This window comes from Streptomyces capoamus (assembly GCF_014654935.1).
In the GTDB taxonomy this organism is placed as follows: Bacteria; Actinomycetota; Actinomycetes; order Streptomycetales; family Streptomycetaceae; genus Streptomyces; species Streptomyces capoamus.
In genome coordinates this window covers 2,140-24,790 of the sequence record NZ_BNBF01000042.1, presented here as the reverse complement: position 1 = coordinate 24,790, position 22,651 = coordinate 2,140, and the positions used below count along the sequence as shown (strand labels likewise).

The following is a 22,651-nucleotide window of genomic DNA, read 5'->3' as shown; positions in this document are numbered from 1 at the left end:
GCGCCTCCGCCCCTGCGCGCCGCCCGGTGCACAGGGGCTCCTGCTACCCGAGGAGTGACCCTCTCCGGCGATGGACGGATCGTCCTGTAGTACCTGCGCCACCCCTGCCCCCCAGAGCGGGACGGCGGTGGCAGCGTGACCCTCTCCCTGCTGCTCCTCGCAGCCGCGTTCCTCCTGATCCTCGCGAACGGCTTCTTCGTCGCGGCCGAGTTCGGCCTGGTGACCGTCGAGCGCCCGGAGGCCGAGCAGGCCGCCGCCGACGGCGACGCCCGCGCCCGTACGGTCGTGGAGTCGTTGAAGGAGCTGTCCTTCCAGCTGTCCGGCACCCAGCTCGGCATCACCATCACCTCCCTGGTCGTCGGCATGCTCGCCGAACCGGCCCTGGCCGGGCTGCTGCACGCCCCGTTCGCCGCGCTCGGCATCCCCGAGGGCGCCGCCTCCGGCATCGCCGTGGTCGTCGGCATGCTGCTGGCCTCCGCGATCCAGATGGTGATCGGCGAGCTGGTGCCCAAGAACTGGGCGGTGTCCCGGCCGCTGCAGGTCGCCCGCTTCGTGGCCGGCCCGCAGCACCGCTTCGCCCGGCTGTTCCGCCCGGTGATCTCCGCGCTGAACACGGTCGCCAATCGCCTGGTCCGCGCCCTCGGCGTCGAACCCGCCGAGGAGCTGGCCTCCGCGCGCACCCCCGGCGAGCTGGTGTCGCTGGCCCGGCACTCCGCCCGGGCCGGCGCCCTGGAGCAGGACACGGCCGACCTGTTCGTGCGCACCCTGTCCCTGGGCGAGCTGACCGCGCAGCACGTCATGACCCCGCGCGTGAAGGTGAGCGCGCTGCAGGACTCGGCCACCGCCGAGGACGTCGTCAACCTCACCCGGGCCACCGGCCTGTCCCGCTTCCCCGTCTACCGGGAGAAGATCGACGAGATCGTCGGCATGGCCCACCTCAAGGACGCGCTGGCCGTCCCGGTCCACGACCGGCTGCGCACCCCGGTCGGCCGTATCGCCCGCAAGGCGCTCCTGGTCCCCGAGACCCTGCCGGTCCAGCCGCTGCTCGCCCGGCTGCGCAGCGAGCAGCCCATCGCGGTCGTCGTGGACGAGTACGGCGGCACGGCCGGCGTCGTCACCCTGGAGGACATCGTCGAGGAACTGGTCGGCGAGGTCCGAGACGAGCACGACGCCAAGGACACGCCCGAGCTGGCCCCGGCCCCGCCCGAGGACGGCAGGCCCGCCTGGGACGCGGCCGGCAGCTGCCGCGTGGACATCCTGCTGCGCATAGGCCTGGACGTGCCCGAGGGGCCGTACGAGACCGTCGCCGGGCTGGTCGCCGACCTGCTCGGCCGGATCCCGGCCCCCGGCGACCGGGCGGAACTGCCCGGCTGGCGGCTCTCGGTCCGCCAGGTCGGCCACTACCGCGCCGAACGGGTCCGCCTGGTCAGGACGGTCCCGGCCGTGAACGCGCTGGAGGCCGCCCGATGAGCGTCCTCCAGCTGGTCTTCGCGGGCCTGCTCGTGCTCGCGAACGGTTTCTTCGTCGGCGCCGAGTTCGCGCTCGTCTCCGTCCGCCGCAGCCAGATCGAACCGCTCGGCACCGCCCGGGCCCGCCAGGTGCTCCACGGCCTCGAACGCCTGCCGCAGATGATGGCCGCCGCCCAGTTCGGCATCACCGTGTGCTCCCTGACGCTCGGCGCGGTCGCCGAGCCGACGGTGGCGCACCTGCTGGAGCCGGTGTTCGAGTGGATCCGCCTGCCGCACGGCATGATCCATCCGCTGGGCTACGTCATCGCGCTGGCCGCGGTGGTCTTCTTCCACCTGGTGATCGGCGAGATGGTGCCGAAGAACCTCGCGATGGCCGCCCCGGAGAAGGCCGCGCTGTGGCTCAGCCCCGGCCTCGTCTGGTTCGCGCGCCTGTGCAGGCCGATCACGGTGGCCCTCGGCGCCTGCGCCCAGGGCATCCTGCGGCTGTTCCGGGTCGAGCCGAAGGACGAGGTGGAGGCCGTCGTCACCACCGAGCAGCTCAACCGGCTGCTGGAGGACTCCGGCCAGGCGGGCCTCCTCGACCCCGAGGAGCAGGAGCGCCTGGAGGACGCCCTGGAGCTGGGCTCCCGCCCGGTGACGGACGTCCTGCTGCGCCGGGAGTCCCTGGTCACGGTGGCGCCCTCGGTCACCCCGGGCGAGATCGTGGAGCTGACCGCCCGCACGGGCTACTCCCGCTTCCCGGTCGCGGCGGCCGAGAAGGGCCCCTTCATGGGATACGTGCACGTGAAGGACGTCCTCGACCTGGAGGACTCCGACCGGGCCGTCCCACAGCAGGTGTGGCGTCCGATGGCCACGCTCCGCGCCGAGCTGCCGCTGGACGACGCCCTGACCGTCATGCGCCGCGCGGCCACCCACCTGGCCCAGGTGGCCGACGCCTCCGGCAGGGTCCTCGGCCTGGTGGCCCTGGAGGACGTCCTGGAGATGCTGGTGGGAGAGGTACGGGACCCGGCGCACCGGGACGCCCCGGAGGTGCGGCTGAGCGAGCCCAGGACGAGCGGGGAACCGGCGGAGGAGGCCGGAGCGATGGCCTAGGCCCTGCCGTTCGTCCCTGCCGTTCGTCCCTGCCGTCCGGGTCCGGACGGCAGGCCCTAGCCCTCGGACGGATCCTGCGGCCCCCGGCCCGACAGCACCTCACCGTAGGCCTGCATCAGGTCGGGCAGCCGCAGGGTCGCCAGGTCCGCCCGGGACAGGGAACCCGGGCACGTCGACAGGCGCAGGTCCCGGTAGGCGCAGCTCTTCTCGTACAGCGTCCGCAGGAACCGTCCGTTGCCCAGCTCGTCGATCCAGCCCTGGTCGACCACGTGCCCGGCGATGGAGCGCAACTCCTCCAGCGCCTCGTCGTCCCACTGGTCACCGTTCTCCGCCGCGAGCACCTTGCCGATCTCGGTGAGTTCCGGCGGCCGGTACGAGGGGAAGTCGACCCGGGTGGTGAAGCGGGAGGACAGGCCGGGGTTGGCGGCGAGCAGGCGGTCCATGCCCTCCGGGTAGCCGGCCAGGATCACCACCAGGTGGTCCCGGTTGTCCTCGGCCCGCTTCAGCAGCACCTGCAGCGCCTCGTCGCCGTACGCGTCGCCCTTGCCGTAACCGGAGTTGGACAGCGCGTACGCCTCGTCCACGAAGAGCACCCCGCCGATCGCGGAGTCGATCAGCTCGTTGGCCTTCACGGCCGTCTGGCCCAGGTACTCGCCGACGAGGTCGGCCCGCTGGGCCTCCACGAGGTGGTCACCACCCAGGAGCCCCAGCGCGTAGAACACGCGCCCGAGAATCCGCGCGACCGTGGTCTTCCCCGTGCCGGACGGCCCCGAGAAGACGAAGTGCCGTTTGGGCGGCTGCACCGGCAGCCCCTGGCCGGCCCGCAGCCGGGCCATGTTCAGCTGCGCCGACAACGCCTTGACCTGGCGTTTGACCGGTTCGAGCCCCACCATGCGCTCCAGTTCGGCGAGCGCCTCCTCGAGTAACGCGGGGTCCGTCGGGCCGGCCGGGATCGGAGAGACCGGCACCCCGGACAGCGCGGACACCCCCGTCTTCCTGCGCACCGAGGGGCCGGTCACCGACGGCAGCGGCCCCGTCGGCAGCTCGGGCTCCGGCAGCCGCAGGTCCCGGCCCTCCATGCCGAACAGCGGGTCGAACCCGTCCGGCCCGTCCGCCATGTCCTGCCCGGCACCGGTCAGGGTGATCGCGGCGAGATCGGCCGTCTCGTCGTAGCCGTCGCCCTCGGAGATCGCGGCGAGCCGGGCGGAGGTGTCCATGAAGGCCGGGTCGACCCGGTGCACCGCCCGGTACAGGGGGAGCGCGGCGGCCGAGCGCCCCGTTCCCTCGTGCGCCCGCGCCAGCCAGTAGCGCAGCTCCTTGCGCTGCGGCTGCTCGCTGCGGCACCGCATCAGCGCCGCCGCCAGCAGCGGCTCGGCCTGCCCGTACATCTCCAGCCGGACCCGGGCCATGCCGCCGAACAGACCGGCCTCGATGCCGAGCAGGGGGTCGTCCAGCAGCGGGTCGGTGTGCCGGACCAGTTGCTCCCAGTCCTTGACCAGGTAGGCGCGGCAGGCGTGCAGGAAGCGGACCTGCGGGTCGGCGTCGACCGGGGGCAGTCCGGCGAGGGCACGGTCCAGCTCGGGCACGTGCCGGCCGTCCAGCCAGTGGGAGGCGTGCGCCAGCAGCAGGTCGCGCGGGCTCTCCAGCACCGGCTGCACCCACCAGCCCAGCCAGTACCAGGAGTTCAGGGCGCGGCGGTGCCGGGTGCGCTGTTCGCCGAAGCGGTCACGGTGGCGGAACATTCGCAGCAGCGCGGTGGTCGTGTCGACCCGCAGCGCGTGCAGTCCGAGCCAGGCGTCGGCCATGCCCGCGTCCATCCGCACCGCGGCGCGGAACTCCTCCTCCGCCTGCGGGTAGGCGCCCATCGTGTAGGCGTCCACACCCCGCAGCCAGGCGAGGTCGGCCGGGGCCTCGGTGCCCTGCGTGCCGAAGTCCATCACATCCCCCACAGACCGTGCCCCCGTGGTTCACCACCGGGCGGTCGCCCGACGGCCGCCGCAGTCGAACCGCTGTGCCGCGGACCGGAGTTGCAGGTGCGAGGCAGCCGCCCGAAGGTCGCACCGATGGCATCGTACCCGCGCCGCCCGCGCGGGCCGAAGGGTGCCGCACGGGGCGTTCGGCGAGGTGGGAGCAGACGGGGCGCACGGCGTTTCGTGACCGAGGGTGAGAAGTCCGGTGCGCGGGGCGGCCGGAAAAGGGTCCCGCGGACAGAACGAAGCCCCCGGTCACGGGGGAACAACCGGGGGCTTCGCGTCGGTGGGCGACTCCGAAAGCCGCACATTGAGAACGTAAGACCTGTACGGCCCCCGGGTCAAGCGCAGTTGAGGCACTCGGAGAAGTTGTCCGGCAAGGCTCTTCACCACTTCACCACATCCGGGACGGACCATCACGCAGCGTCACTCCGGGCCCCGCTCCGCCGGTCATCGCCGGCCCCGCGAGCACCTCATACCCCTGCTGTCGCTGCAGCACCAGAAGATCGGCATGGGGGCGCGAGGGATCGGCGGCGAAGTGCGCTCGCTCCGCCGCGACCCAGCCCTCCCAGAACTCCCGCTGCTCCGCGCCGTCCCGTCGCCGGCCGCGCGCCCAGGACTCCTCCCGGGGCAGCTCCATCCACAGCAGCCGGGCCAGGTGCGGGCGCACCGCCCGGCGGCCGGCGCCGACGCCCTCGATCAGGACGACGGGGGCCGCCGGCAGCGGGCGCGGGGCACCGAAGGCGCGGGTCCGCCAGTCGTAGGGGGTGTACCGCGCGCTCTCGCCGCGTGCCAGCGGTTCGATCACCTGGGTCATCAGCCGATCGGTCCAGGCGAAGAGCTGCTCGTGGCTGGCGATGTCGTCGAGGTGGAGCACCGGAGCCCCGCCCAGGGCGTGCGCCAGCCGTCCGGCGAAGGTGGACTTCCCGGAGCCGGCGTGCCCGTCCACGGCGATCAGCCGGACCGGTCCGAGCGAAGGGGGGAGCCCGTGCAGCCGGGCGGCGAGGTCGTGAATGGTGTTTCCCGGGGTGCGTACTGAGCTGGGGCGCGTGCAGCGGTGTGTGGGTTTTCCGTGAAACAGTCTAGTAGTAGTCACTCTTTGAACCACCGGCTGGCGGCCAGCCAATGGCAACCGATAAACATTCCGAATCGCCTGACCGATATGTCGAATTCTGCGTTCCGGGTGGGGCCGACGCTGAGTAAGGTGCCTCCTGCGCACCGTGAGGCGTCGAGGGGGAGTGGGCAGGGGGACATGGTCGCGGAGTTATTCGAAGGACACTACGTATGGCACCCTGCGGCCGACGACCGGGTGCTGGCGAGCGTATGCGTCGATCTGCGCGCCGGCCGTTACCGGTACGCCCACGAGGCGCTCGCCGAGACCCGTTCCGACTTCGCCCTGCGCGCCCACCGCTCGCTGGTCCTCGCCTCCGAGGCGGCCGGCAGCGACCTGGTGGAGCGCTGGCTCGCCGAGGAGCCGACGCCCGAGGCCGCGCTGATGTGGGCGCGGGTCGCGGTGCAGCGCGCGCTGCGGGCCGCCGACGCGCGTGACGACCGCGCCGAGGCCCTGGAGCGGATCGCGCTGACCGCCTGCGACCGGGCCGCCGCGGCGGCCCCGGAGGATCCCACCCCCTGGGTCGCCCGGCTCGCCATGGCCCGGCTGCACCGGCTGCGCGACCCCGCCCCGCAAGGCCTGCTCACCGCCCCGCCCGGCCCCTGGCGGCTCTTCGCGCACATCCTCTCCCTCGACCCCTGGCACCGCGAGGCCCATCACCGCTTCCTGTCGTTCTTCTTCACCCGTCACGGGGGCTCGGTCACGGCGGCCTGGGACGTGGCCGCCTTCCTCAGCCAGCGCGCGCCCGCGGACTCCGCCCTCCGGCTGCTGCCCCTGGTGGCCCTGGTGGAGAGCTACAACCCCACCCAGCTGCTCGCCGACCAGGTCTGGGAGCAGGCCCAGTGGCGCGCCACCGCGCTGGCGATCTACCAGAACTGGCTGCCCACGGTGGCCGGTTACCGCTTCACCCCGGTGCTCGACCTGGCCTACCTCGCGCACGCGCTGGTCATGGGCCGGCGCGAGTTCGAGGCCCGGGCGGTCTTCACGGCGATGGGCCCGTACGCCTCCCGCATGCCCTGGAGTGCCTTCGGCGACCCCGCCGAACAGCTCTCCCGGGCCCGGCGCGCCTGCGGTCTGCCCGTCCCCGGACCCGCCTGACCCGCTCCCCGCCACCCCCCACCGAGAGAAAGGCCGATCTGTGTCGGAACGGATGTCGACTCCCCGGTCGCGGGCCCGCGCCGCGGACTCCGTCGTGCTCGACGACGACGCCACCCTGCACGCGATGGGTTATCCGCGAAAACTCACCCGGCGTTTCCAGGCGTTCGACAACTTCGCGATCTCCTTCACCATCATCAATATCCTCTCGGGTATTTTCTCCTCCTTCGGATTCGGTATGAACGCGGGTGGCCCGCGCGTTCTCGTGTTCGGCTGGATCGGCGTCTCGCTGATGGTGCTGCTCATCGGCGCGGCCATGGCGGAAGTCGCCTCCGCGTATCCGACGAGCGGGGCCCTGTACTTCTCCGCCGGCAAACTCGCCAAGCGGCACAAAGGCGCCTGGTCCTGGTTCACGGGCTGGCTGAACTTCGTGGGACAGATCGGCGGCACCGCCGCCACCGGCTATGCCGCGGCCACCTTCATCCAGGTGTTCGTGCAGCTGCAATGGCCGTCCTACCGGCCGACCGCGCACCAGACGGTCCTCATCACCGCCCTCGTCATCGTGCTGCAGGGACTCGCCAACACCTACACCGTCCAGCTCGTCGCCCTGCTGAACCGCATTTCCGTGTGGTGGCTGCTGATCGGACTCGTGGTGATCGTGGGAGCACTCGTCGTGATGCCCGACCATCACCGGTCCGCGTCCTTCGTGACGCATTTCGAGAACGGCACCGGCTTCACGAGCGGTCTCTACGGCGGCATGCTCGGCCTGCTCGTGACCAGCTGGACCTTCACCGGGTTCGACGGCAGCTTCCACATGTCCGAGGAAACGGTCCACGCGACCGTCAGCGCCCCGAAGGGCATCACCCGCGCCATCGGCTGTTCGGCGGTCACCGGCCTGGCCCTGATGCTGGCACTGGTCTACAGCATCGGCGACTACGCCGGGGTGGCCGGCGCGCCCGCGCCGCCGGTCCGGATCCTCATCGACGGGCTCGGCCTGCGCACCGCCAAGGTGATGCTGCTCATCGTCATCGGCGCGATGCTGTTCTGCGGGCTGGCCAACCTCACCAGCAACACCCGGCAGATCTTCGCCTTCTCCCGGGACGGGGCCATGCCCGGGTCCCGCTGGTGGCACTCGGTCTCGCTGCGCACCCGTACGCCGGTGAAGGCGGTGTGGCTCGCGGTCGCCTGCTCGCTGGCCCTGGTCGTGCCCGGCTGGTGGTCGCACACGGCGTTCACCGCGATCGTCAGCGTCAACGTCGTCGGGCTCTTCCTGGCCTACGCCGTACCGATCTTCCTGCGGCTGCGGCTCGGTGACGCCTTCCAGCCCGGGCCCTGGCACCTGGGCCGCTGGGGCCGGCCGATCGGCTGGCTTGCGGTGGTCTGGATCCTGCTCAGCAGCGTCCTGTTCATGCTGCCGCAGGCCTCGCCGATCACCGTGGACTCCTTCAACTACGCGCCGATCGCGCTCGCCGTCGTCCTGCTGGTGGCCACGGTCTGGTGGTTCGCCACCGCCCGCCGCCGCTTCCAGGGTCCGGTGAGCTACGGACGCCCGGACGAGGTCGCCGCGATGGACCTCGTCTGACAGGGCCGCCCCGGCTCTGCCGGGGCGGTCCGCAAGGCCGCTCCGGCCGGTCGCGCGGCCGGCCGGCGGCGCCGCTCCTCCACCGGGCCAGACCAATATTCATGGCGCGGCATGCGCGGAAGTGCTGGCAGCACCCTCCGGCCTCCTTCATAGTTACCGCACCGGACCAGCCCGACTCGGACACCCTGGGGGGTCGTCGCGCCCATGAGCAGAGCCCAACAGCCGTCCCGCAGAACCGTCCTGGCCGTGGCGGTCGCCGCGGCGATGACCGGCACGGCGGCCCCCGCTGCCGCCGCCGCCACCGCACCGCGCACCGCCGCCGCCGGCCCCGGCCAGGCGCAGCCCCGCCCGATCGACTACCACGCCTGGACGACGTACCGGGACTGGCGCTGCGGCACCGTCCAGGGGGCCCGCGCGGTGCCCGGCCGGCGTCCCGGCGTGGTGATCGGCGCTCCCGCCGGCCGCACCGACTACACCGACCCGCACACCGGCACCACCGCCACCTGGGAGTACGCCACCTGGACCTCCCCGGTGCACCCGCTCACCGTGCCCGCGACCGAGGTCGTCGCCTCCTGGAACGCGCACACCCCCGACGGCACCTGGCTCCAGGTCGAGCTCGCCGGCACGTACTCCGACGGCACCGGGACGCCCTGGTACGTGATGGGCCGCTGGGCGGCCGGCGACCAGGACATCAAGCGGACCTCGGTGGACGGCCAGACCGACGGCAGGAGCACCGTCTGGACCGACACCTTCGCCGTCGACGACGCGAGCACCGGCCTGCGCCTGACGTCGTACCGGCTGCGCCTGACCCTGTACCGCCGGCCCGGCACCCGTCTCACGCCGACCGTCTGGCGGCTCGGCGCGATGGGCTCCGACATCCCCGACCGCTTCACCGTGCCCGCCTCCACGCCCGGCCTCGCCCAGGAACTGGCCGTCCCGCGCTACTCGCAGGAGATCCACAAGGGCCAGTACCCCGAGTACGACAACGGCGGCGAGGCCTGGTGCAGCCCCACCTCCTCGCAGATGATCATCGAGTACTGGGGCGGCCGGCTCACCGCCGAGCAGCTGTCCTGGGTCGACCCCTCCTACGCCGACCCGCAGGTGTGCCACGCGGCCCGCTCCACCTACGACCACCAGTACCAGGGCTGCGGGAACTGGCCCTTCAACGCCGCCTACGCGGCCACCTTCGACGGTCTGCAGGGCGTCGTCACCCGGCTCGCCTCCCTCACCGACCTGGAGACGCTGATCGCCGCCGGCATCCCGGCCATCACGTCCCAGTCGTTCCGCAAGGATGAGCTGACGGGCGCGGGGTACGGCACCTCCGGGCACCTGATGACCGTCATCGGCTTCACCGCCGAGGGGGACGTGATCGCGGGTGACCCGGCCGCGCCGGACGACGGCGCCGTGCGGCGCGTCTACAAGCGGCGCGAGTGGGAGAACATCTGGCTCAGGACCAAGCGGTACAACGCCTCCGGCAAGGTCGTCTCCGGCACCGGCGGGGTCTGCTACCTGTACTTCCCGGCCCACCCGACCCCGCACCAGCGCAAGGCCCTCGCCGCGGTGGGCGTGCGCTGAGACGGCGGTGCCCGCGGCCTGTGACCAAGCTCATCGCCGCGGACCCGGACGCGGGTGGCATGGTGGACGGACGGGTGGGGGATGTCCGCCGTACACGTCCGACCTCTGCGAGCAGCACCATGACCGCACACCCGGCCACCGCCACCCGCGCCGTCACCTCGGGCCCCGGGGAGGACGGGCCGAAGATCCTCGAACACGTCCTGGGCTGGGTCCTCGTCGCCGTGTTCGCGATGCTCGTGACCCAGCTCGGCCTGCTCTGAACCGGCGGCTCACGCCTGCGGCTCGTGCCCGTCGCCGTCGGGCGGAAGCGGGTCCGCCGGCACGTCCCGCGACGCGCCGGCCGGTGAAGACGCTCGGCGGGGCCCACCCGCGCGCCGTCGAGGATCCGGACCCCGCCCGCCGTCCGAGCCCTAGTTGATCGCCTTGATCAGCTCGCCGTTCGCGGTGTCGCCGCTCAGCTCCCAGAAGAAGGTGCCGCCGAGGCCCTGCTGGTTCTTGTACGTCATCTTGCCGGCGATGGTCGCCGGGGTGTCGTAGCTCCACCAGTCGTTGCCGCACTTGGCGTAGGCGGTGCCGCCGACGGTGCCGGTCGCCGGGCACTTGGTCCTGAGCACCTTGTAGTCGTCGATGCCCTGCTCGTACGTGCCCGCCGCCGGACCGGTGGCCGTGCCGCCGGGCGCCGCCTGGGTGACGCCGGTCCAGCCGCGGCCGTAGAAGCCGATGCCGAGCAGCAGCTTCGAGGCCGGTACGCCCAGGCCCTTGAGCTTGGCGATGGTCGCCGACGTGTGGTAGTTCGCCTTGGGGATGCCCGCGTAGGAGGTCAGCGGGGAGTGCGGCGCGGTCGGGCCGGTCGTGTCCCAGGCGCCGAAGTAGTCGTAGGTCATCGGGTTGTACCAGTCGACGTACGGGGCCGCGCCGGCGTAGTCCGCCGCGTCGATCTTGCCGCCGCCGGTGGCGTCCGCGGTGATCGCCGCCGTCACCAGGTTCCCGGAGCCGAACTTCGAGCGCAGGGCGGCCATGAGGTTCCTGAAGGCCTCGCGTCCGCTGGTGTCGCAGGTGTTGCCGCAGGCGTTCGGGTACTCCCAGTCGATGTCGATGCCGTCGAAGACGCCCGCCCACTTGGAGTTCTTCACCAGGTCGTAGCAGGACTGGGCGAACGCGGCCGGGTTCTTCGCGGCCTCGCCGAAGCCGCCGGACCAGGTCCAGCCGCCGAAGGACCACAGGATCTTCAGGCCCGGGTGCTTCTTCTTCAGTTTCAGCAGCTGGTTGAAGTTGCCGCGCAGCGGCTGGTCCCAGGTGTCGGCGACGCCGTCGACGGACTCGGCGGCGGTGTAGGCGCGGTCGGTGGCCGCGTAGGAGTCGCCCATGGCGCACTTGCCGCCGGTGACGTTGCCGAAGGCGTAGTTGATGTGGGTCAGCCTGGACCCGGAGCCCGAGGTCTCGATGTTCTTGACGTAGTACTTGCGGTCGTAGGTGCCCCATTCGGTGAAGTAGCCGACGACCTTCGAGCCGGCCGTCAGCCGCGGGGCGCTCGGGGCCGCCGCGGTCGCGGTGCCCGTGCCGGCCAGCAGGCCGGCGCCGAGGGCGGCGGTACACGCGGCCGAGACCAGCGCCCGGACGAGGGAGCGGTGGGGAGTGTGCATTCGGGTGTCTCCTCGTGGGGGAGAGGGGAACGCGCGCCGATTGGCATGAACGCGGTAAAGCGTTGGTCATGCACAGTAGGAGGACTAGACCACTAGGTCAATGGTTCGGACCAATTTCGAGCCCGCGGAAAGCCGTCACCGGACTCCGGAAGTAAGCGGTCGTTAACTGGTGACGGGAGGTCTCCGATCGGGCATACTCACAGCGCATGCCGCAGGTCAGCAGCTTCCGAGACCCGGGAGCCCGTACCTGTGGCCCAGCGCAACGATCAGGCGGAGCCGCCCCCCAACCCCGGGCCGGACCGCCGGTGCCCGAACAGGGAGGAGCCGACGCCATGTCCGACCGCGACCCGCAGCCGGTGGAGCGTCAACTGCCCACGGAAGAGGCGAGAGACCTGCTCGCCCTCGTCCGGGACATCGCCCAGCGCGAGATCGCGCCGAAGGCCGCGGAGGAGGAGGACGAGGGACGCTTCCCCCGCGAGATCTTCACCCTGTTGTCCGAGTCCGGCCTGCTGGGCCTGCCGTACGACTCGGAGCACGGCGGCGGTGACCAGCCGTACGAGGTGTACCTCCAGGTCCTCGAGGAGCTGGCCGCGGCCCGGCTCACGGTCGGCCTCGGCGTCAGCGTCCACACGCTCGCGTGCTACGCGCTCGCCACCTACGGCAGCGAGAAGCAGCAGGCCGAGCACCTGCCCGCGATGCTCGGCGGCGGCCTGCTCGGCGCCTACGCCCTGTCCGAGCCGTCCTCCGGCTCCGACGCGGCGTCCCTGCGCACCAAGGCCGTCCGGGAGGTCGACGGCTGGGTGATCGACGGGACCAAGGCCTGGATCACGCACGGCGGGATCGCCGACTTCTACACCGTCATGGCGCGCACCGGCGAGGACGGCCCGCGCGGGATCACCGCCTTCCTCGTGCCCGGCGACGCACCCGGCCTGAGCGGCGCGGCCCCCGAGAAGAAGATGGGCATGAAGGGCTCGCCCACCGCGCAGGTGCACCTCGACGGCGTCCGCGTCCCGGACGACCGGCGCATCGGCGAGGAGGGCCAGGGCTTCACCATCGCCCTGGCGGCGCTCGACTCCGGCCGGCTCGGCATCGCGGCCTGCGCCATCGGCCTCGCCCAGGCCGCGCTGGACGAGGCGGTCCGCTACGCCACCCAGCGCCGCCAGTTCGGCCGCGCCATCGCCGACTTCCAGGGGCTGCGCTTCATGCTCGCCGACATGGCCACCCAGATCGAGGCGGGCCGCGCGCTCTACCTCGCCGCGGCCCGGCTGCGTGACGCCGGCCGGCCGTTCGCCAAGCAGGCCGCCATGGCCAAGCTGCACTGCACCGACGCGGCCATGAAGGTCACCACGGACGCGGTGCAGATACTCGGTGGCTACGGCTACACCGCGGACTTCCCGGCCGAGCGCTATATGCGCGAGGCCAAGGTCCTGCAGATCGTCGAGGGCACCAACCAGATCCAGCGGATGGTCATCGCCCGTCACCTGGCGGGGCCAGAAGGTCGCTGAACTGGCCCGTCAGAACCGTGGGGGCCGACAGCCTGACCCACTCCGGGTCATGGCGGCCCGGCAGGGTGCGGCCCCGCTCGGCCCAGGCCCGCAGCAGGTCGCGGTAGATGGGCGGGTCCGGCGGCGGGGGCGGGGGAACGTATTCCGCCGGGCGCGGGACGCGAATGAGGCGCTGACGCCCGGCCGTCGCGTAGGTGGGGGTCATACCCGGGCAACGCCGTGACGGCCGGACAGGTCACCGTCCCCGGCAATCGGGCGTCAGTTCACGCCCGTCCGCCCCCGCGCCGCCGCGCGACGGCGGGTACGGCGCCTGACGGCCCGGTCGTGCCACCGGCAGAGTGGCGGCGCGCGCCTGTACGCGCGAACGCTCCGGAGCGAAGGGGCATACCACCGGCGCCGCCTGGACCACCCGGCTCGGGGCACCGTCCCCCTGTGCGGCCACGACCGGGTCCGCACCAGGAGGGGTCTGCGCCCGCCCGGGCGGATCCGGACACGCCGATCCCGCACCATGACGTCTGCGCGCCATGGTGCGGGTGCGTGCGGGGTGCGATGCGGAAGCGGTGAGGACGCTCAGGCGGCCTGGCGGCGCATCACCGGCACGCGCATCGGGCGCGAGCCCGCGCCGCCGACGTGCGAGAAGGGCTGTGTCCGCCAGTCCAGACCCTGGGGGAGCGTCAGCAGCAGGGCCGTGTCCTGCTCCTGCGGCTCGAAGGACTCGTCCGCGGGGCGGGCGTCGGCCGCCGAACGGCCCGTACCCGCGCACACCGTGAGCCCGAACGGGTTCCACGGCGAGGCGCACAGCGCGTGCTCCGGCAGGATCTCCTCGTCCGCCAGGAGCGCGATCGGCTGCGCGCAGTCCGGGCAGATCACCCGGTACATCTCGAAGGTGTCGTAGGCGTCCAGCTCGTCGTCGAAGGCGTCGGGTTCGACGCCCTCCGGCTCGGGCTCGGCGACCGGCTGCCGGTGCGCGGACGCGGACCGACCAGGGCGGTGGGTACTCTGCATGGGATTCTCCCCCTAAGGCTGGGCCGTGAAGGCACTGCGGCCTCGACCACAGCAAGCACTTCCCGTCCGGTCTCGGCGGTAATCACGAGAACGTCACGGAGGCTGTTCGAGGGGTGTGTCGTTCGTCACAAGCCGCGGGCAGGTGCCCGTCCCGGTGCCTTTTCCGCCGCACGGGGAGTGACCTGCGCCTCTGAGGTATCCGCGGAGATCATGCGACCTGTAGGTTGTGGCGGCATGGAGGAGCTGGACCGTCAGATCGTGCAGCTGCTCGTCAAGGACGGGCGGATGAGCTACACAGACCTGGGCAAGGCCACGGGCCTGTCCACGTCGGCCGTGCACCAGCGGGTGCGCCGGCTGGAACAGCGTGGCGTCATCCGTGGCTACGCCGCGGTGGTGGACCCCGAGGCCGTCGGGCTGCCGCTGACCGCGTTCATCTCGGTGAAACCGTTCGACCCCAGCGCCCCCGACGACATCGCCGACCGCCTCGCCGACGTCCCCGAGATCGAGGCCTGCCACAGCGTGGCCGGCGACGAGAACTACATCCTCAAGGTCCGCGTGTCCACGCCGCACGAACTGGAGGAACTGCTGGCCCGGCTGCGCTCGCTGGCGGGGGTGTCGACGCGGACGACGGTGGTCCTCTCGACGCCGTACGAGGCCCGGCCGCCGAAGATCTGAGCCGCGGGGGCGCCCCAGGTGCGGGTCCCGCCCCGAGCCGAGGGAAACTGTCGGCCATGAGCAACCGCACCGCCGAGCCCCTCAAGACCGTCCTGCTCCGCCGCGGCGAGGTGCACAGCCCCGCCGACCCGTTCGCCACCGCGATGGTGGTGGAGCGCGGCCAGGTCGCCTGGGTCGGCTCCGAGGGTGCCGCCGACGCCTTCGCCGACGGCGTGGACGAGGTGGTCGACCTCGACGGCGCCCTGGTCACCCCCGCCTTCACCGACGCCCATGTGCACACCACCGCCACCGGCCTCGCCCTGACCGGCCTGGACCTGTCCGGCGCCGCCTCCCTGGAGGCGGCCCTCGTCCGGATCCGTGAGTTCGCCGCCGCCCGCCCCGGCGACCGGGTCCTGCTGGGCCACGGCTGGGACGCCGCCCGCTGGCCCGGCGGCCGGCCGCCGACCCGCGCGGAACTCGACGAGGCCGCCGGCGGACGCCCCCTGTACCTGACCCGCATCGACGTGCACTCGGCCGTCGTCAGCACCGCCCTGCTGGACCTCGTCCCCGGCGGGGTCCCGCGCGAGGACGCCCCGCTCACCGGGGACGCCCACCACACCGTCCGAGCGGCCGCCCTCGGCGCGGTCACCCCGGCCCAGCGCGCCGAGGCCCAGCGCACCGCCCTGGCACACGCCGCCTCGCTCGGCATCGGCACCCTGCACGAGTGCGGCGGCCCGCAGATCTCGTCCGAGGACGACTTCACCGGCCTGCTGCGGCTCGCCGCCGAGCAGACCGGCCCCAGGGTGGTCGGCTACTGGGCCGAACAGGACACCGGCAAGGCCCGGGAGCTGGGCGCGGCCGGCGCCGCCGGCGACCTCTTCGCCGACGGCGCCCTCGGCTCGCACACCGCCTGCCTGCACGAGCCGTACGCCGACGCCGGCCACAGCGGCACCCCGTACCTGGACGCCGACGCCGTCGCCGCCCATGTCGTGGCCTGCACCGAGACGGGCCTGCAGGCCGGCTTCCACGCCATCGGCGACGCCGCCGTGACCGCCGTCGTCGCCGGCGTCCGCGCCGCCGCGGAGAAGCTCGGCCTCGCCCGGATCCGCGCCGCCCGGCACCGTGTCGAGCACGCCGAGATGCTCACCCCGGAGACTGACGCCGGCTTCGCCGAGCTGGGCCTGATCGCCTCCGTCCAGCCCGCCTTCGACGCGCTGTGGGGCGGCGAGGACGGCATGTACGCCCGGCGTCTGGGCGCGCAGCGGGCCCGGACCCTCAACCCCTTCGCCGCGCTGCTGCGCTCCGGGGTGCCGCTCGCGTTCGGCTCCGACAGCCCGGTGACCCCGCTCGACCCGTGGGGCACGGTCCGCGCCGCCGCCTTCCACCGCACGCCCGAACACCGGATCTCCGTCCGCGCCGCGTTCACCGCGCACACGCGCGGCGGCTGGCGGGCCGTCGGCCGCGACGACGCGGGCGTCCTGGTTCCGGGCGCCCCCGCCGACTACGCCGTCTGGCGCACCGACGAGCTGATCGTCCAGGCCCCCGACGACCGGGTCGCCCGCTGGTCCACCGACCCGCGCTCCGGCACCCCCGGCCTGCCCGACCTCAGCCCGGGCCGCGACCTGCCCGTCTGCCTGCGCACGGTGGTGGGCGGACGGACGGTGTTCGTAGGGCCGGGCGAGTGATCTCCCGGGGTGGCGCGGCGGCCGGCGGCCGCCGCGGCCCCGCCGCCCCACCTGCGCATCCTCGCCACCGACCGCGCCCCCTGCGCTGTCCTCCCAGGTCAGACGACTGTTGACAGTCGACGGCCAGGGGCCGGTAGGTTCGGCCGAGTCCACCACCGGACGCCCGACCGGGGGACGTTCAGCCGACTCGTCGCAGCGCCGCTGGGTCAGGGACGGTGTGCCGCACCGGGGCACCGTCGCTGGGAGCCAGGCTCAGCGCCCGCGCCGACGAGGGGACGTCCAGGCTCGGCCAGGTGTGACCCGGGTGGGGCCCGGACGTTCAGTAGACAACGGCTTTCGGTCGATCCGCAGCCAGCGGGTCCCAGGTCGGCCCGAAGGGCGCCGGGCCCCCATCCGCCGTGGTGAGGCGGCCGGAAAAGATCAGTCTTACCCCGTTCTTGTGGAATCGACACCGGGACAGGCACGCGTCCGTCGCGTCTTCCCAGGCGGCGCGCACTATGGTGGACCCCTGCGTACGACATGAAGGGGCAGCAGTGAACGACGGCGACGGGACCCTCGCGGCCAAGGCTCAGGGGAGGCAGTTCGGTCCGCTCGGCACGGCCTTGGTGATCATCCCGACCTACAACGAGGCGGAGAACATCAAGTCCATCGTCGGCCGGGTACGCAAGGCCGTCCCCGACGTGCACGTACTGATCGCGGACGACAACAGCCCCGACGGCACCGGCAAGCTCGCCGACGAGCTGGCCGCCGAGGACGACCACGTCCACGTCCTGCACCGCAAGGGCAAGGAGGGCCTCGGCGCCGCCTACCTCGCGGGCTTCCGCTGGGGCCTGGAGCGGGACTACGGCGTACTGGTCGAGATGGACGCCGACGGCTCCCACCAGCCCGAGGAACTGCCCCGGCTGCTCACCGGGCTCAAGGGCGCCGACCTGGTCCTCGGCTCCCGCTGGGTACCCGGCGGCCGGGTGGTGAACTGGCCCAAGTCCCGGGAGTTCCTCTCGCGGGGCGGCTCGACCTACTCGCGGCTCATGCTCGACGTGCCGATCCGGGACGTCACCGGCGGCTTCCGGGCCTTCCGCCGCGCCACCCTGGAGGGCCTCGGCCTCAGCGAGGTCGCCTCGCAGGGCTACTGCTTCCAGGTCGACCTGGCCCGCCGAGCCGTGAAGGCCGGCTACCACGTCGTCGAGGTGCCCATCACCTTCGTCGAGCGCGAGCTGGGCGACTCCAAGATGAGCCGGGACATCGTGGTCGAGGCACTGTGGCGGGTCACCGCGTGGGGCGTCGGGGACCGCCTGGGCAAGCTCACCGGCAAGGACAAGCGGCCCTAGGGCGTGTCTTTCGGATCACCCCGGGGCCGCGGGGCTCGGCACGCACGTCCGCCGCGTTGTCGTCGGTCGCCGACGCTCCGCGTCGACTCCCTCCTCCGCCTTGCGGCCGCACGCACCGAGCCCCGCTCACCGGCACCGACAAGGCACGCCGATCCGAGTCGGGCTGATCCGAAAGACACGCCCCAGCACACGGGTTCCCGGCCGGGCGGTCACTCCCTTATCCGGTGCTGAGCCGCGCCCAGGCACACTGGGAGCATGACGACTGGCACTCCGACCTCCCCGTACACCCGCCGTCGGCCCTCCCGGCTGCGCAGGTACCTGCCGCTGGGCCTCGCCGCGTGGCTGGTGCTGGAGATCTGGCTGCTGACCCTGGTCGCCGGAGCGGCCGGCGGGCTCACCGTGTTCCTGCTGCTCGTCGCGGGCTGCGTGGCCGGCTCGGTGGTCATCAAGCGGGCGGGCCGCCGCGCCTTCCGGAACCTGAACGAGGCGCTGCGCGAGGGCGGCTCGCCGGCGCGCGGCGGCGGCAACGGCCTGATGATGCTCGGCGGCCTGCTGCTGATGATCCCCGGTCTGCTCTCGGACGCAGCCGGCCTGCTCCTGCTGCTCCCGCCGGTCCAGAAGACGGTGGGCCGGCTGGCGGAGAACGCCCTGGAGCGGGGGCTGCGCAAGGCCGCCCCGGGCTCCTTGGGCGGCGCCTTCCAGCAGGTCCGCATGGACCGGCCCGACGGGAGGGTGGTGCAGGGCGAGGTCATCAGGAACGACGCGCCCCACGACGCCCCGCAGGAGCCCCGCCCGCCGCTGACGCGCTGAGCGCCGGCTCCACGCGCAGCGAGCCTCCGCGCGCGGGGGACCGCGGGCAACGGGTGACCGCGCGCAACGACCGCGGGCGCCGTACGTGGATCACGTACGGCGCCCGCGGTCGTTGTTGCGTCGCGCTGTTCGAAAGCGGCCGGTCCCGTGAGGGACTAGGCGCTCTTGCGGCTGTCCCTGGGGTGGACCGCGATGTTCATCGCCCCCGAACGCAGGACGGCCAGGCGCTCCTCGAGGACCTCTTCGAGCTCCTCGCGGGTGCGCCGCTCCATCAGCATGTCCCAATGGGTACGCGCGGGCTTGGCCTTCTTCTCCTCAGGGCCGTCGCCGTCCACCAGGAGTGCCTGGGCGCCGCAGACCTTGCACTCCCACTCCGGCGGGATCTCCGCCTCCACCGAGAAGGGCATCTCGAAACGATGCCCCTTCTCACATGCGTACTCCACGGCCTGGCGCGGAGCCAGGTCGATGCCGCGGTCCGTCTCGTAGCTGGTCACCACGAGGCGCGTACCGCGAAGAGCTCGCTCACTCATGAATCGTGCCTCCCGGGCTTGTCGCCCACAGGACAGGTGTCGCTGTCGTCGTCATCCGGTCAACGTCCGGTCGGCGGTAAAGATTCCCGTTCCGAGTCCCGTTCCGGGTCATGCGTCGCCGTCGTAGCCGCCCCTTGTTCTACCCACAGGCGCCCGGTTTGTCACATCTGCTAGCAGATGTCACCCAGCGTTTCGGCATCTTTGACGCGCAGTAACGGTACGCCTGGCAGGCCAAACGCGTACACTACCGCCCTTTCGCGCCGAGTGTGAAATCGGCGCTAGATCTTTTCCGGAACCGGGTTGCCCGCCTCGCGGACCGCCCGGCGCACCGGCACCCGCGCGAGCAGGGCGAACCCGAGGACGAAGAAGGCCACCAGCGAGAAGATCGCCGACCGGTAGCTCCCGGTCAGCTGGTAGGTCACACCGAACAGCAGCGGGCCGAGCCAGCTCATCCCGCGGTCGCTCATCTCGTACGCGGAGAAGTACTCCGCCTCCTTGCCCGGCGGCACGAGGTGGGAGAACAGCGACCGGGACAGCGCCTGGCTGCCGCCGAGGACCAGCCCGATCCCGGCGGCCAGCAGGAAGAACCACACCGGCTCGCGCGCGGGCAGGAACCAGCCGGCCGCCAGCGTCAGCGTCCACGCCACCAGCGAACCCAGGATCGTGCGCTGCGCGCCGTACGTCCGCGCCAGCCGCCCCATGGCCAGCGCGCCCGCCACGGCCAGCACCTGCACCAGCAGCACGGCCACGATGAGCGTCGACTGGCCGAGCCCCAGCTCCTGCGAGCCGTACACCGAGGCCTGGGTGATCACGGTCTGGATGCCGTCGTTGTAGACGAGGTACGCCAGCAGGAACGCCAGGGTCAGCGGGTGCCGGCGCATGTCCCGGACCGTCGCCGCGAGCTGCCGCGGCCCCGGTGCCGCGGTGTGTGCCACGCGCGCGTGCCGGTCGCGCAGCCTGCGCAGCGGTACGAGCGTGAAGGCCCCCCACCACAGCCCGGCCGAGGCCAGGCAGACGCGGACCGCCGCCGTCTCGGACAGGCCGAAGGAGTCGTGGGCCGAGTACAGCACCAGGTCGGCGACGAGGACCAGGGAACCCGCCGCGTAGCCGAGGGCCCAGCCCCGGGAGGAGACCGCGTCCCGCTGGTCCGGCGGGGCGATCTGCGGCAGATAGGAGTTGTAGAGCATCATCCCGACGGACTGGGCGGCGTTCGCCACGACCAGGAGCACCCCGCCGAGCAGGTACCGGTCGCCGTCCAGGAGGAACATGCCCGTGGTGGCCGCCGCGCCGGTGTAGGCCGCCGCCGCGAGCAGCGGCTTCTTACGGCCCGTGCGGTCGGCCACGCTGCCCGCCAGCGGCATCAGGACGACCGCCACGATCACCGACAGCGAGACGGAGTAGGCGAAGAAGGAGCCCGCGCGCACCGGCACGCCCAGCGGGTGCACATAGCCGTCGCCGTCCGCGGCCCGCTCGGCGACCGAGGTGAGGTAGGGGCCGAGGAACACCGTGAGGACGCTCGTCGAATAGACCGAGCACGCCCAGTCGTAGACGTACCAGCCGCGCTGCTCACGCCGCAGGCGGGCGGTCTCGTCCGGTGCCGCCCGCACGGTGCCGGTGCTCATCCGTGCCCTCGCTTCCCCGTGCTCCCGCGAAGGCTCGGGCCCGCGGCCGGCCGTCAGGCCCAGACGCCGCGGTCCTCCATGACCTTGCGCAACATGTCGATGTGATCGGTCATGATGCCATCGACGCCCAGGTCCAGGAGCCGGTGCATCCGCGCGGGCTCGTTGACGGTCCACACGTGCACCTGCAGTCCGCGCGCGTGGGCGGCACGGACGAAGCGCTGGTCGACCACCGGGACGCCCGACTGGGCCTCGGGCACCTGCGCGGCCACGGCCGACCGGCGCACCGCGGCCGGCAGCCCCCAGGAGCGCAGCCGCAGGTTCAGCACCCCGCGGGTGCCGAAGGAGGTGGCCAGCCGCGGTCCGGCCAGCCGCTGGGCGCGCAGCACCCGTGCCTCCGAGAAGGAGCCCGCGCACACCCGGTCCCAGGCGTTCGCGCGCTCGACGAGCTCCAGCAGGGGCCGCAGCGCGGCCTCCGCCTTGATGTCCACGTTCCAGCGCACCTCGGGGAACGTCTCCAGCAGTTCCTCCAACAGCGGCACCGGTTCACGGCCGCCCACGCGCGCGTGCCGGACCTCCGCCCAGGGCAGCTCCGCGACCAGGCCCGCGCCGTCGGTGATCCGGTCCAGGGCCGAGTCGTGGAAGGCGATCAGCCGGCCGTCCGCCGTGGCGTGCACATCGGTCTCGATGTACCGGTAGCCCAGCTGCACCGCGCGCCGGAACTGCGCCACGGTGTTCTCCAGTCCGTCGGCCGCCCCGCCCCGGTGGGCGAAGGCGATCGGGCCCGGGTGGTCCAGGTACGGGTGGCGGACGGGCGGCGTCGTGAGGGTCACGGACGCAGTATGACCCGCCCGGGTGTCGTCCCGGCAACGACCGTGCTGCCCGCCGGTGCCGGTGCGGGGGTGAACACCCGCAGGAACGCCTGCGCCAGGGGGCCGATGGAGACCGCGTACAGCACGGTGCCCACCCCGATGGTGCCGCCCAGGAGGAAACCGGTCACCACCACCGCCACCTCGACGGCCGTCCGCATCAGCCGGATCGACCGGCCGGTGCGCCGGTGCAGGCCCGTCATCAGGCCGTCGCGCGGGCCCGGCCCGAAGCGTGCCGCGATGTACAGGCCGGTCGCCGCGCCGTTCAGCACGATGCCCGCGAGGAGCAGCGGGACGCGTACGGCGAGGGAACGGGTGTCCGGGAGCAGGGCGAGCGTGCCGTCCATCGCCAGTCCGACCACGAAGACGTTGGACACCGTGCCGAGACCGGGCCGCTGGCGCAGCGGGATCCACAGGAGCAGCACGGCCGCGCCCACGACGATCGACACCACCCCGATGCTCAGACCCGTCAGCTCCCCGAGGCCCTGGTGCAGCACGTTCCACGGCTCCAGGCCCAGCCCCGCGGCCACCAGCAGCGCGGAACTCGCGCCGTACAGCGCGAGACCGCAGTACAGCCGGACCAGCCGCCGGCCGATACGGCGGCCGGACGCGGCGGTACCGGCGGTGTCACCGGGTGCTGCGGCGTCGCCGGGTGCGGCGGTCCCGGGTGCCGCGGTGACTGCGGTGGCACGGGGTGCGGACGAGCCGGAAGCGGATGGATCGCCAGCGGATGGATCGCCAGTGGATGGGTCGGCAGCGGACGGGCCGGCAGCGGACACGGGAATCCCCCCTGGGTGGTGGCGGTGGCCTGACGCATGACACTCTGTGGCTTGGTGTGAATCGCCATCCATGGCCAATCCGGGGAAGGTGGACTGATCTTCATGGCGCAGTGGACCTCGGCGGTGGGGGCCGCGCAGCTCGCCCGGCTCCTGCAGTCCCAGCAGGAGCGCCCGGCCGGCCCCGGCACCCGCCGTCCGCCCGCCTATCGCGCCCTCGCCGACGGCATCCGGCTGCTCGTGCTGGAGGGCCGCGTCCCGGTGGCCGCGCGCCTGCCCGCGGAACGCGAACTGGCCCTCGCCCTCTCCGTCAGTCGCACCACCGTCGCCGCC

General features: G+C 72.8%; 20 protein-coding genes. 12 read left to right on the top strand and 8 right to left on the bottom strand.

The window, feature by feature from the left end; all coding sequences use genetic code 11:
- Nucleotides 1-135: 135 nt before the first annotated feature.
- Both IE312_RS36355 and IE312_RS36350 read left to right on the top strand, forming a co-directional pair.
- Nucleotides 136-1,470, top strand: a complete 1,335-nt coding sequence (locus tag IE312_RS36355; RefSeq protein ID WP_189986593.1) for a hemolysin family protein — start codon at nucleotides 136-138, stop codon at nucleotides 1,468-1,470.
- Nucleotides 1,467-2,561 (top strand): hemolysin family protein, encoded by a 1,095-nt coding sequence (locus IE312_RS36350; RefSeq protein ID WP_189986592.1) that lies wholly within the window; start codon nucleotides 1,467-1,469, stop codon nucleotides 2,559-2,561. Before IE312_RS36355 ends, IE312_RS36350 begins: the two co-directional genes overlap by 4 nt.
- A 56-nt stretch (nucleotides 2,562-2,617) precedes the next feature.
- Here IE312_RS36350 and IE312_RS36345 read toward each other — a convergent pair whose 3' ends face one another.
- Nucleotides 2,618-4,498, bottom strand: coding sequence for an AAA family ATPase (locus IE312_RS36345; protein ID WP_189986591.1), 1,881 nt, complete (start codon nucleotides 4,496-4,498; stop codon nucleotides 2,618-2,620).
- A gap of 427 nt (nucleotides 4,499-4,925) precedes the next feature.
- On the bottom strand, nucleotides 4,926-5,546 hold the full coding sequence (locus IE312_RS36340; protein ID WP_189986607.1) for a uridine kinase family protein: 621 nt from the start codon (nucleotides 5,544-5,546) through the stop codon (nucleotides 4,926-4,928).
- A 237-nt stretch (nucleotides 5,547-5,783) separates the two neighbouring features.
- Between IE312_RS36340 and IE312_RS36335 the strand changes: the two genes are divergently transcribed.
- The 4 genes from IE312_RS36335 to IE312_RS36320 all read left to right on the top strand — a co-directional run bounded on the left by IE312_RS36335 (nucleotide 5,784) and on the right by IE312_RS36320 (nucleotide 10,154).
- Complete coding sequence (locus IE312_RS36335; protein WP_189986590.1) at nucleotides 5,784-6,740, top strand: hypothetical protein; 957 nt, start codon at nucleotides 5,784-5,786, stop codon at nucleotides 6,738-6,740.
- Between the two features lie 52 nt (nucleotides 6,741-6,792).
- Nucleotides 6,793-8,319: an amino acid permease gene (locus IE312_RS36330; protein WP_229900872.1), complete on the top strand. Its 1,527-nt coding sequence runs from the start codon at nucleotides 6,793-6,795 to the stop codon at nucleotides 8,317-8,319.
- A 204-nt stretch (nucleotides 8,320-8,523) separates the two neighbouring features.
- Nucleotides 8,524-9,894 (top strand): C39 family peptidase, encoded by a 1,371-nt coding sequence (locus tag IE312_RS36325; RefSeq protein ID WP_189986588.1) that lies wholly within the window; start codon nucleotides 8,524-8,526, stop codon nucleotides 9,892-9,894.
- 119 nt (nucleotides 9,895-10,013) lie between these two features.
- On the top strand, nucleotides 10,014-10,154 hold the full coding sequence (locus tag IE312_RS36320; RefSeq protein WP_189986587.1) for an SCO1431 family membrane protein: 141 nt from the start codon (nucleotides 10,014-10,016) through the stop codon (nucleotides 10,152-10,154).
- A gap of 150 nt (nucleotides 10,155-10,304) precedes the next feature.
- Here the strand turns inward: IE312_RS36320 and IE312_RS36315 are convergent, their stop codons facing one another.
- Entirely contained in the window at nucleotides 10,305-11,537 is a 1,233-nt protein-coding gene (locus IE312_RS36315; RefSeq protein WP_189986586.1) for a glycoside hydrolase family 18 protein, read from the bottom strand.
- Nucleotides 11,538-11,869: 332 nt separating this feature from the next.
- Here IE312_RS36315 and IE312_RS36310 point away from each other — a divergent pair, with 332 nt between their 5' ends.
- Complete coding sequence (locus IE312_RS36310) at nucleotides 11,870-13,042, top strand: acyl-CoA dehydrogenase family protein (protein WP_189986585.1); 1,173 nt, start codon at nucleotides 11,870-11,872, stop codon at nucleotides 13,040-13,042.
- 570 nt (nucleotides 13,043-13,612) lie between these two features.
- Here the strand turns inward: IE312_RS36310 and IE312_RS36305 are convergent.
- Entirely contained in the window at nucleotides 13,613-14,047 is a 435-nt protein-coding gene (locus IE312_RS36305; RefSeq protein WP_189986584.1) for a hypothetical protein, read from the bottom strand.
- Nucleotides 14,048-14,281: 234 nt separating this feature from the next.
- Between IE312_RS36305 and IE312_RS36300 the strand changes: the two genes are divergently transcribed.
- The 4 genes from IE312_RS36300 (at nucleotide 14,282) to fxsA (ending at nucleotide 18,524) form a co-directional block, all read left to right on the top strand.
- Nucleotides 14,282-14,722: an Lrp/AsnC family transcriptional regulator gene (locus IE312_RS36300; protein ID WP_059248183.1), complete on the top strand. Its 441-nt coding sequence runs from the start codon at nucleotides 14,282-14,284 to the stop codon at nucleotides 14,720-14,722.
- 56 nt (nucleotides 14,723-14,778) lie between these two features.
- Nucleotides 14,779-16,386 (top strand): amidohydrolase, encoded by a 1,608-nt coding sequence (locus IE312_RS36295; RefSeq protein WP_189986583.1) that lies wholly within the window; start codon nucleotides 14,779-14,781, stop codon nucleotides 16,384-16,386.
- Between the two features lie 533 nt (nucleotides 16,387-16,919).
- The gene (locus tag IE312_RS36290; RefSeq protein WP_189986582.1) at nucleotides 16,920-17,714 is read left to right on the top strand and encodes a polyprenol monophosphomannose synthase; all 795 of its coding nucleotides are present in this window, start codon (nucleotides 16,920-16,922) and stop codon (nucleotides 17,712-17,714) included.
- A 255-nt stretch (nucleotides 17,715-17,969) separates the two neighbouring features.
- The gene (fxsA, locus tag IE312_RS36285) at nucleotides 17,970-18,524 is read left to right on the top strand and encodes an FxsA family membrane protein (RefSeq protein WP_189986581.1); all 555 of its coding nucleotides are present in this window, start codon (nucleotides 17,970-17,972) and stop codon (nucleotides 18,522-18,524) included.
- A 155-nt stretch (nucleotides 18,525-18,679) separates the two neighbouring features.
- Here the strand turns inward: fxsA and IE312_RS36280 are convergent, their stop codons facing one another.
- The 4 genes from IE312_RS36280 to yczE form a co-directional block, all read right to left on the bottom strand.
- Nucleotides 18,680-19,054 carry an RNA polymerase-binding protein RbpA gene (locus IE312_RS36280; RefSeq protein WP_003977404.1) on the bottom strand — a complete coding sequence of 125 codons (375 nt, stop codon included), beginning with the start codon at nucleotides 19,052-19,054 and terminating at the stop codon, nucleotides 18,680-18,682.
- Nucleotides 19,055-19,332: 278 nt separating this feature from the next.
- Complete coding sequence (locus IE312_RS36275) at nucleotides 19,333-20,676, bottom strand: MFS transporter (RefSeq protein WP_189986580.1); 1,344 nt, start codon at nucleotides 20,674-20,676, stop codon at nucleotides 19,333-19,335.
- Between the two features lie 53 nt (nucleotides 20,677-20,729).
- The gene (locus tag IE312_RS36270; protein WP_189986579.1) at nucleotides 20,730-21,506 is read right to left on the bottom strand and encodes a glycerophosphodiester phosphodiesterase family protein; all 777 of its coding nucleotides are present in this window, start codon (nucleotides 21,504-21,506) and stop codon (nucleotides 20,730-20,732) included.
- On the bottom strand, nucleotides 21,503-22,138 hold the full coding sequence (gene yczE, locus IE312_RS36265) for a membrane protein YczE (protein WP_189986606.1): 636 nt from the start codon (nucleotides 22,136-22,138) through the stop codon (nucleotides 21,503-21,505). The genes IE312_RS36270 and yczE overlap by 4 nt, the downstream gene beginning before the upstream one ends.
- 285 nt (nucleotides 22,139-22,423) lie before the next feature.
- Between yczE and IE312_RS43390 the strand changes: the two genes are divergently transcribed.
- A partial coding sequence (locus tag IE312_RS43390) for a GntR family transcriptional regulator (protein WP_229900870.1) occupies nucleotides 22,424-22,651 on the top strand: 228 nt, incomplete at its 3' end.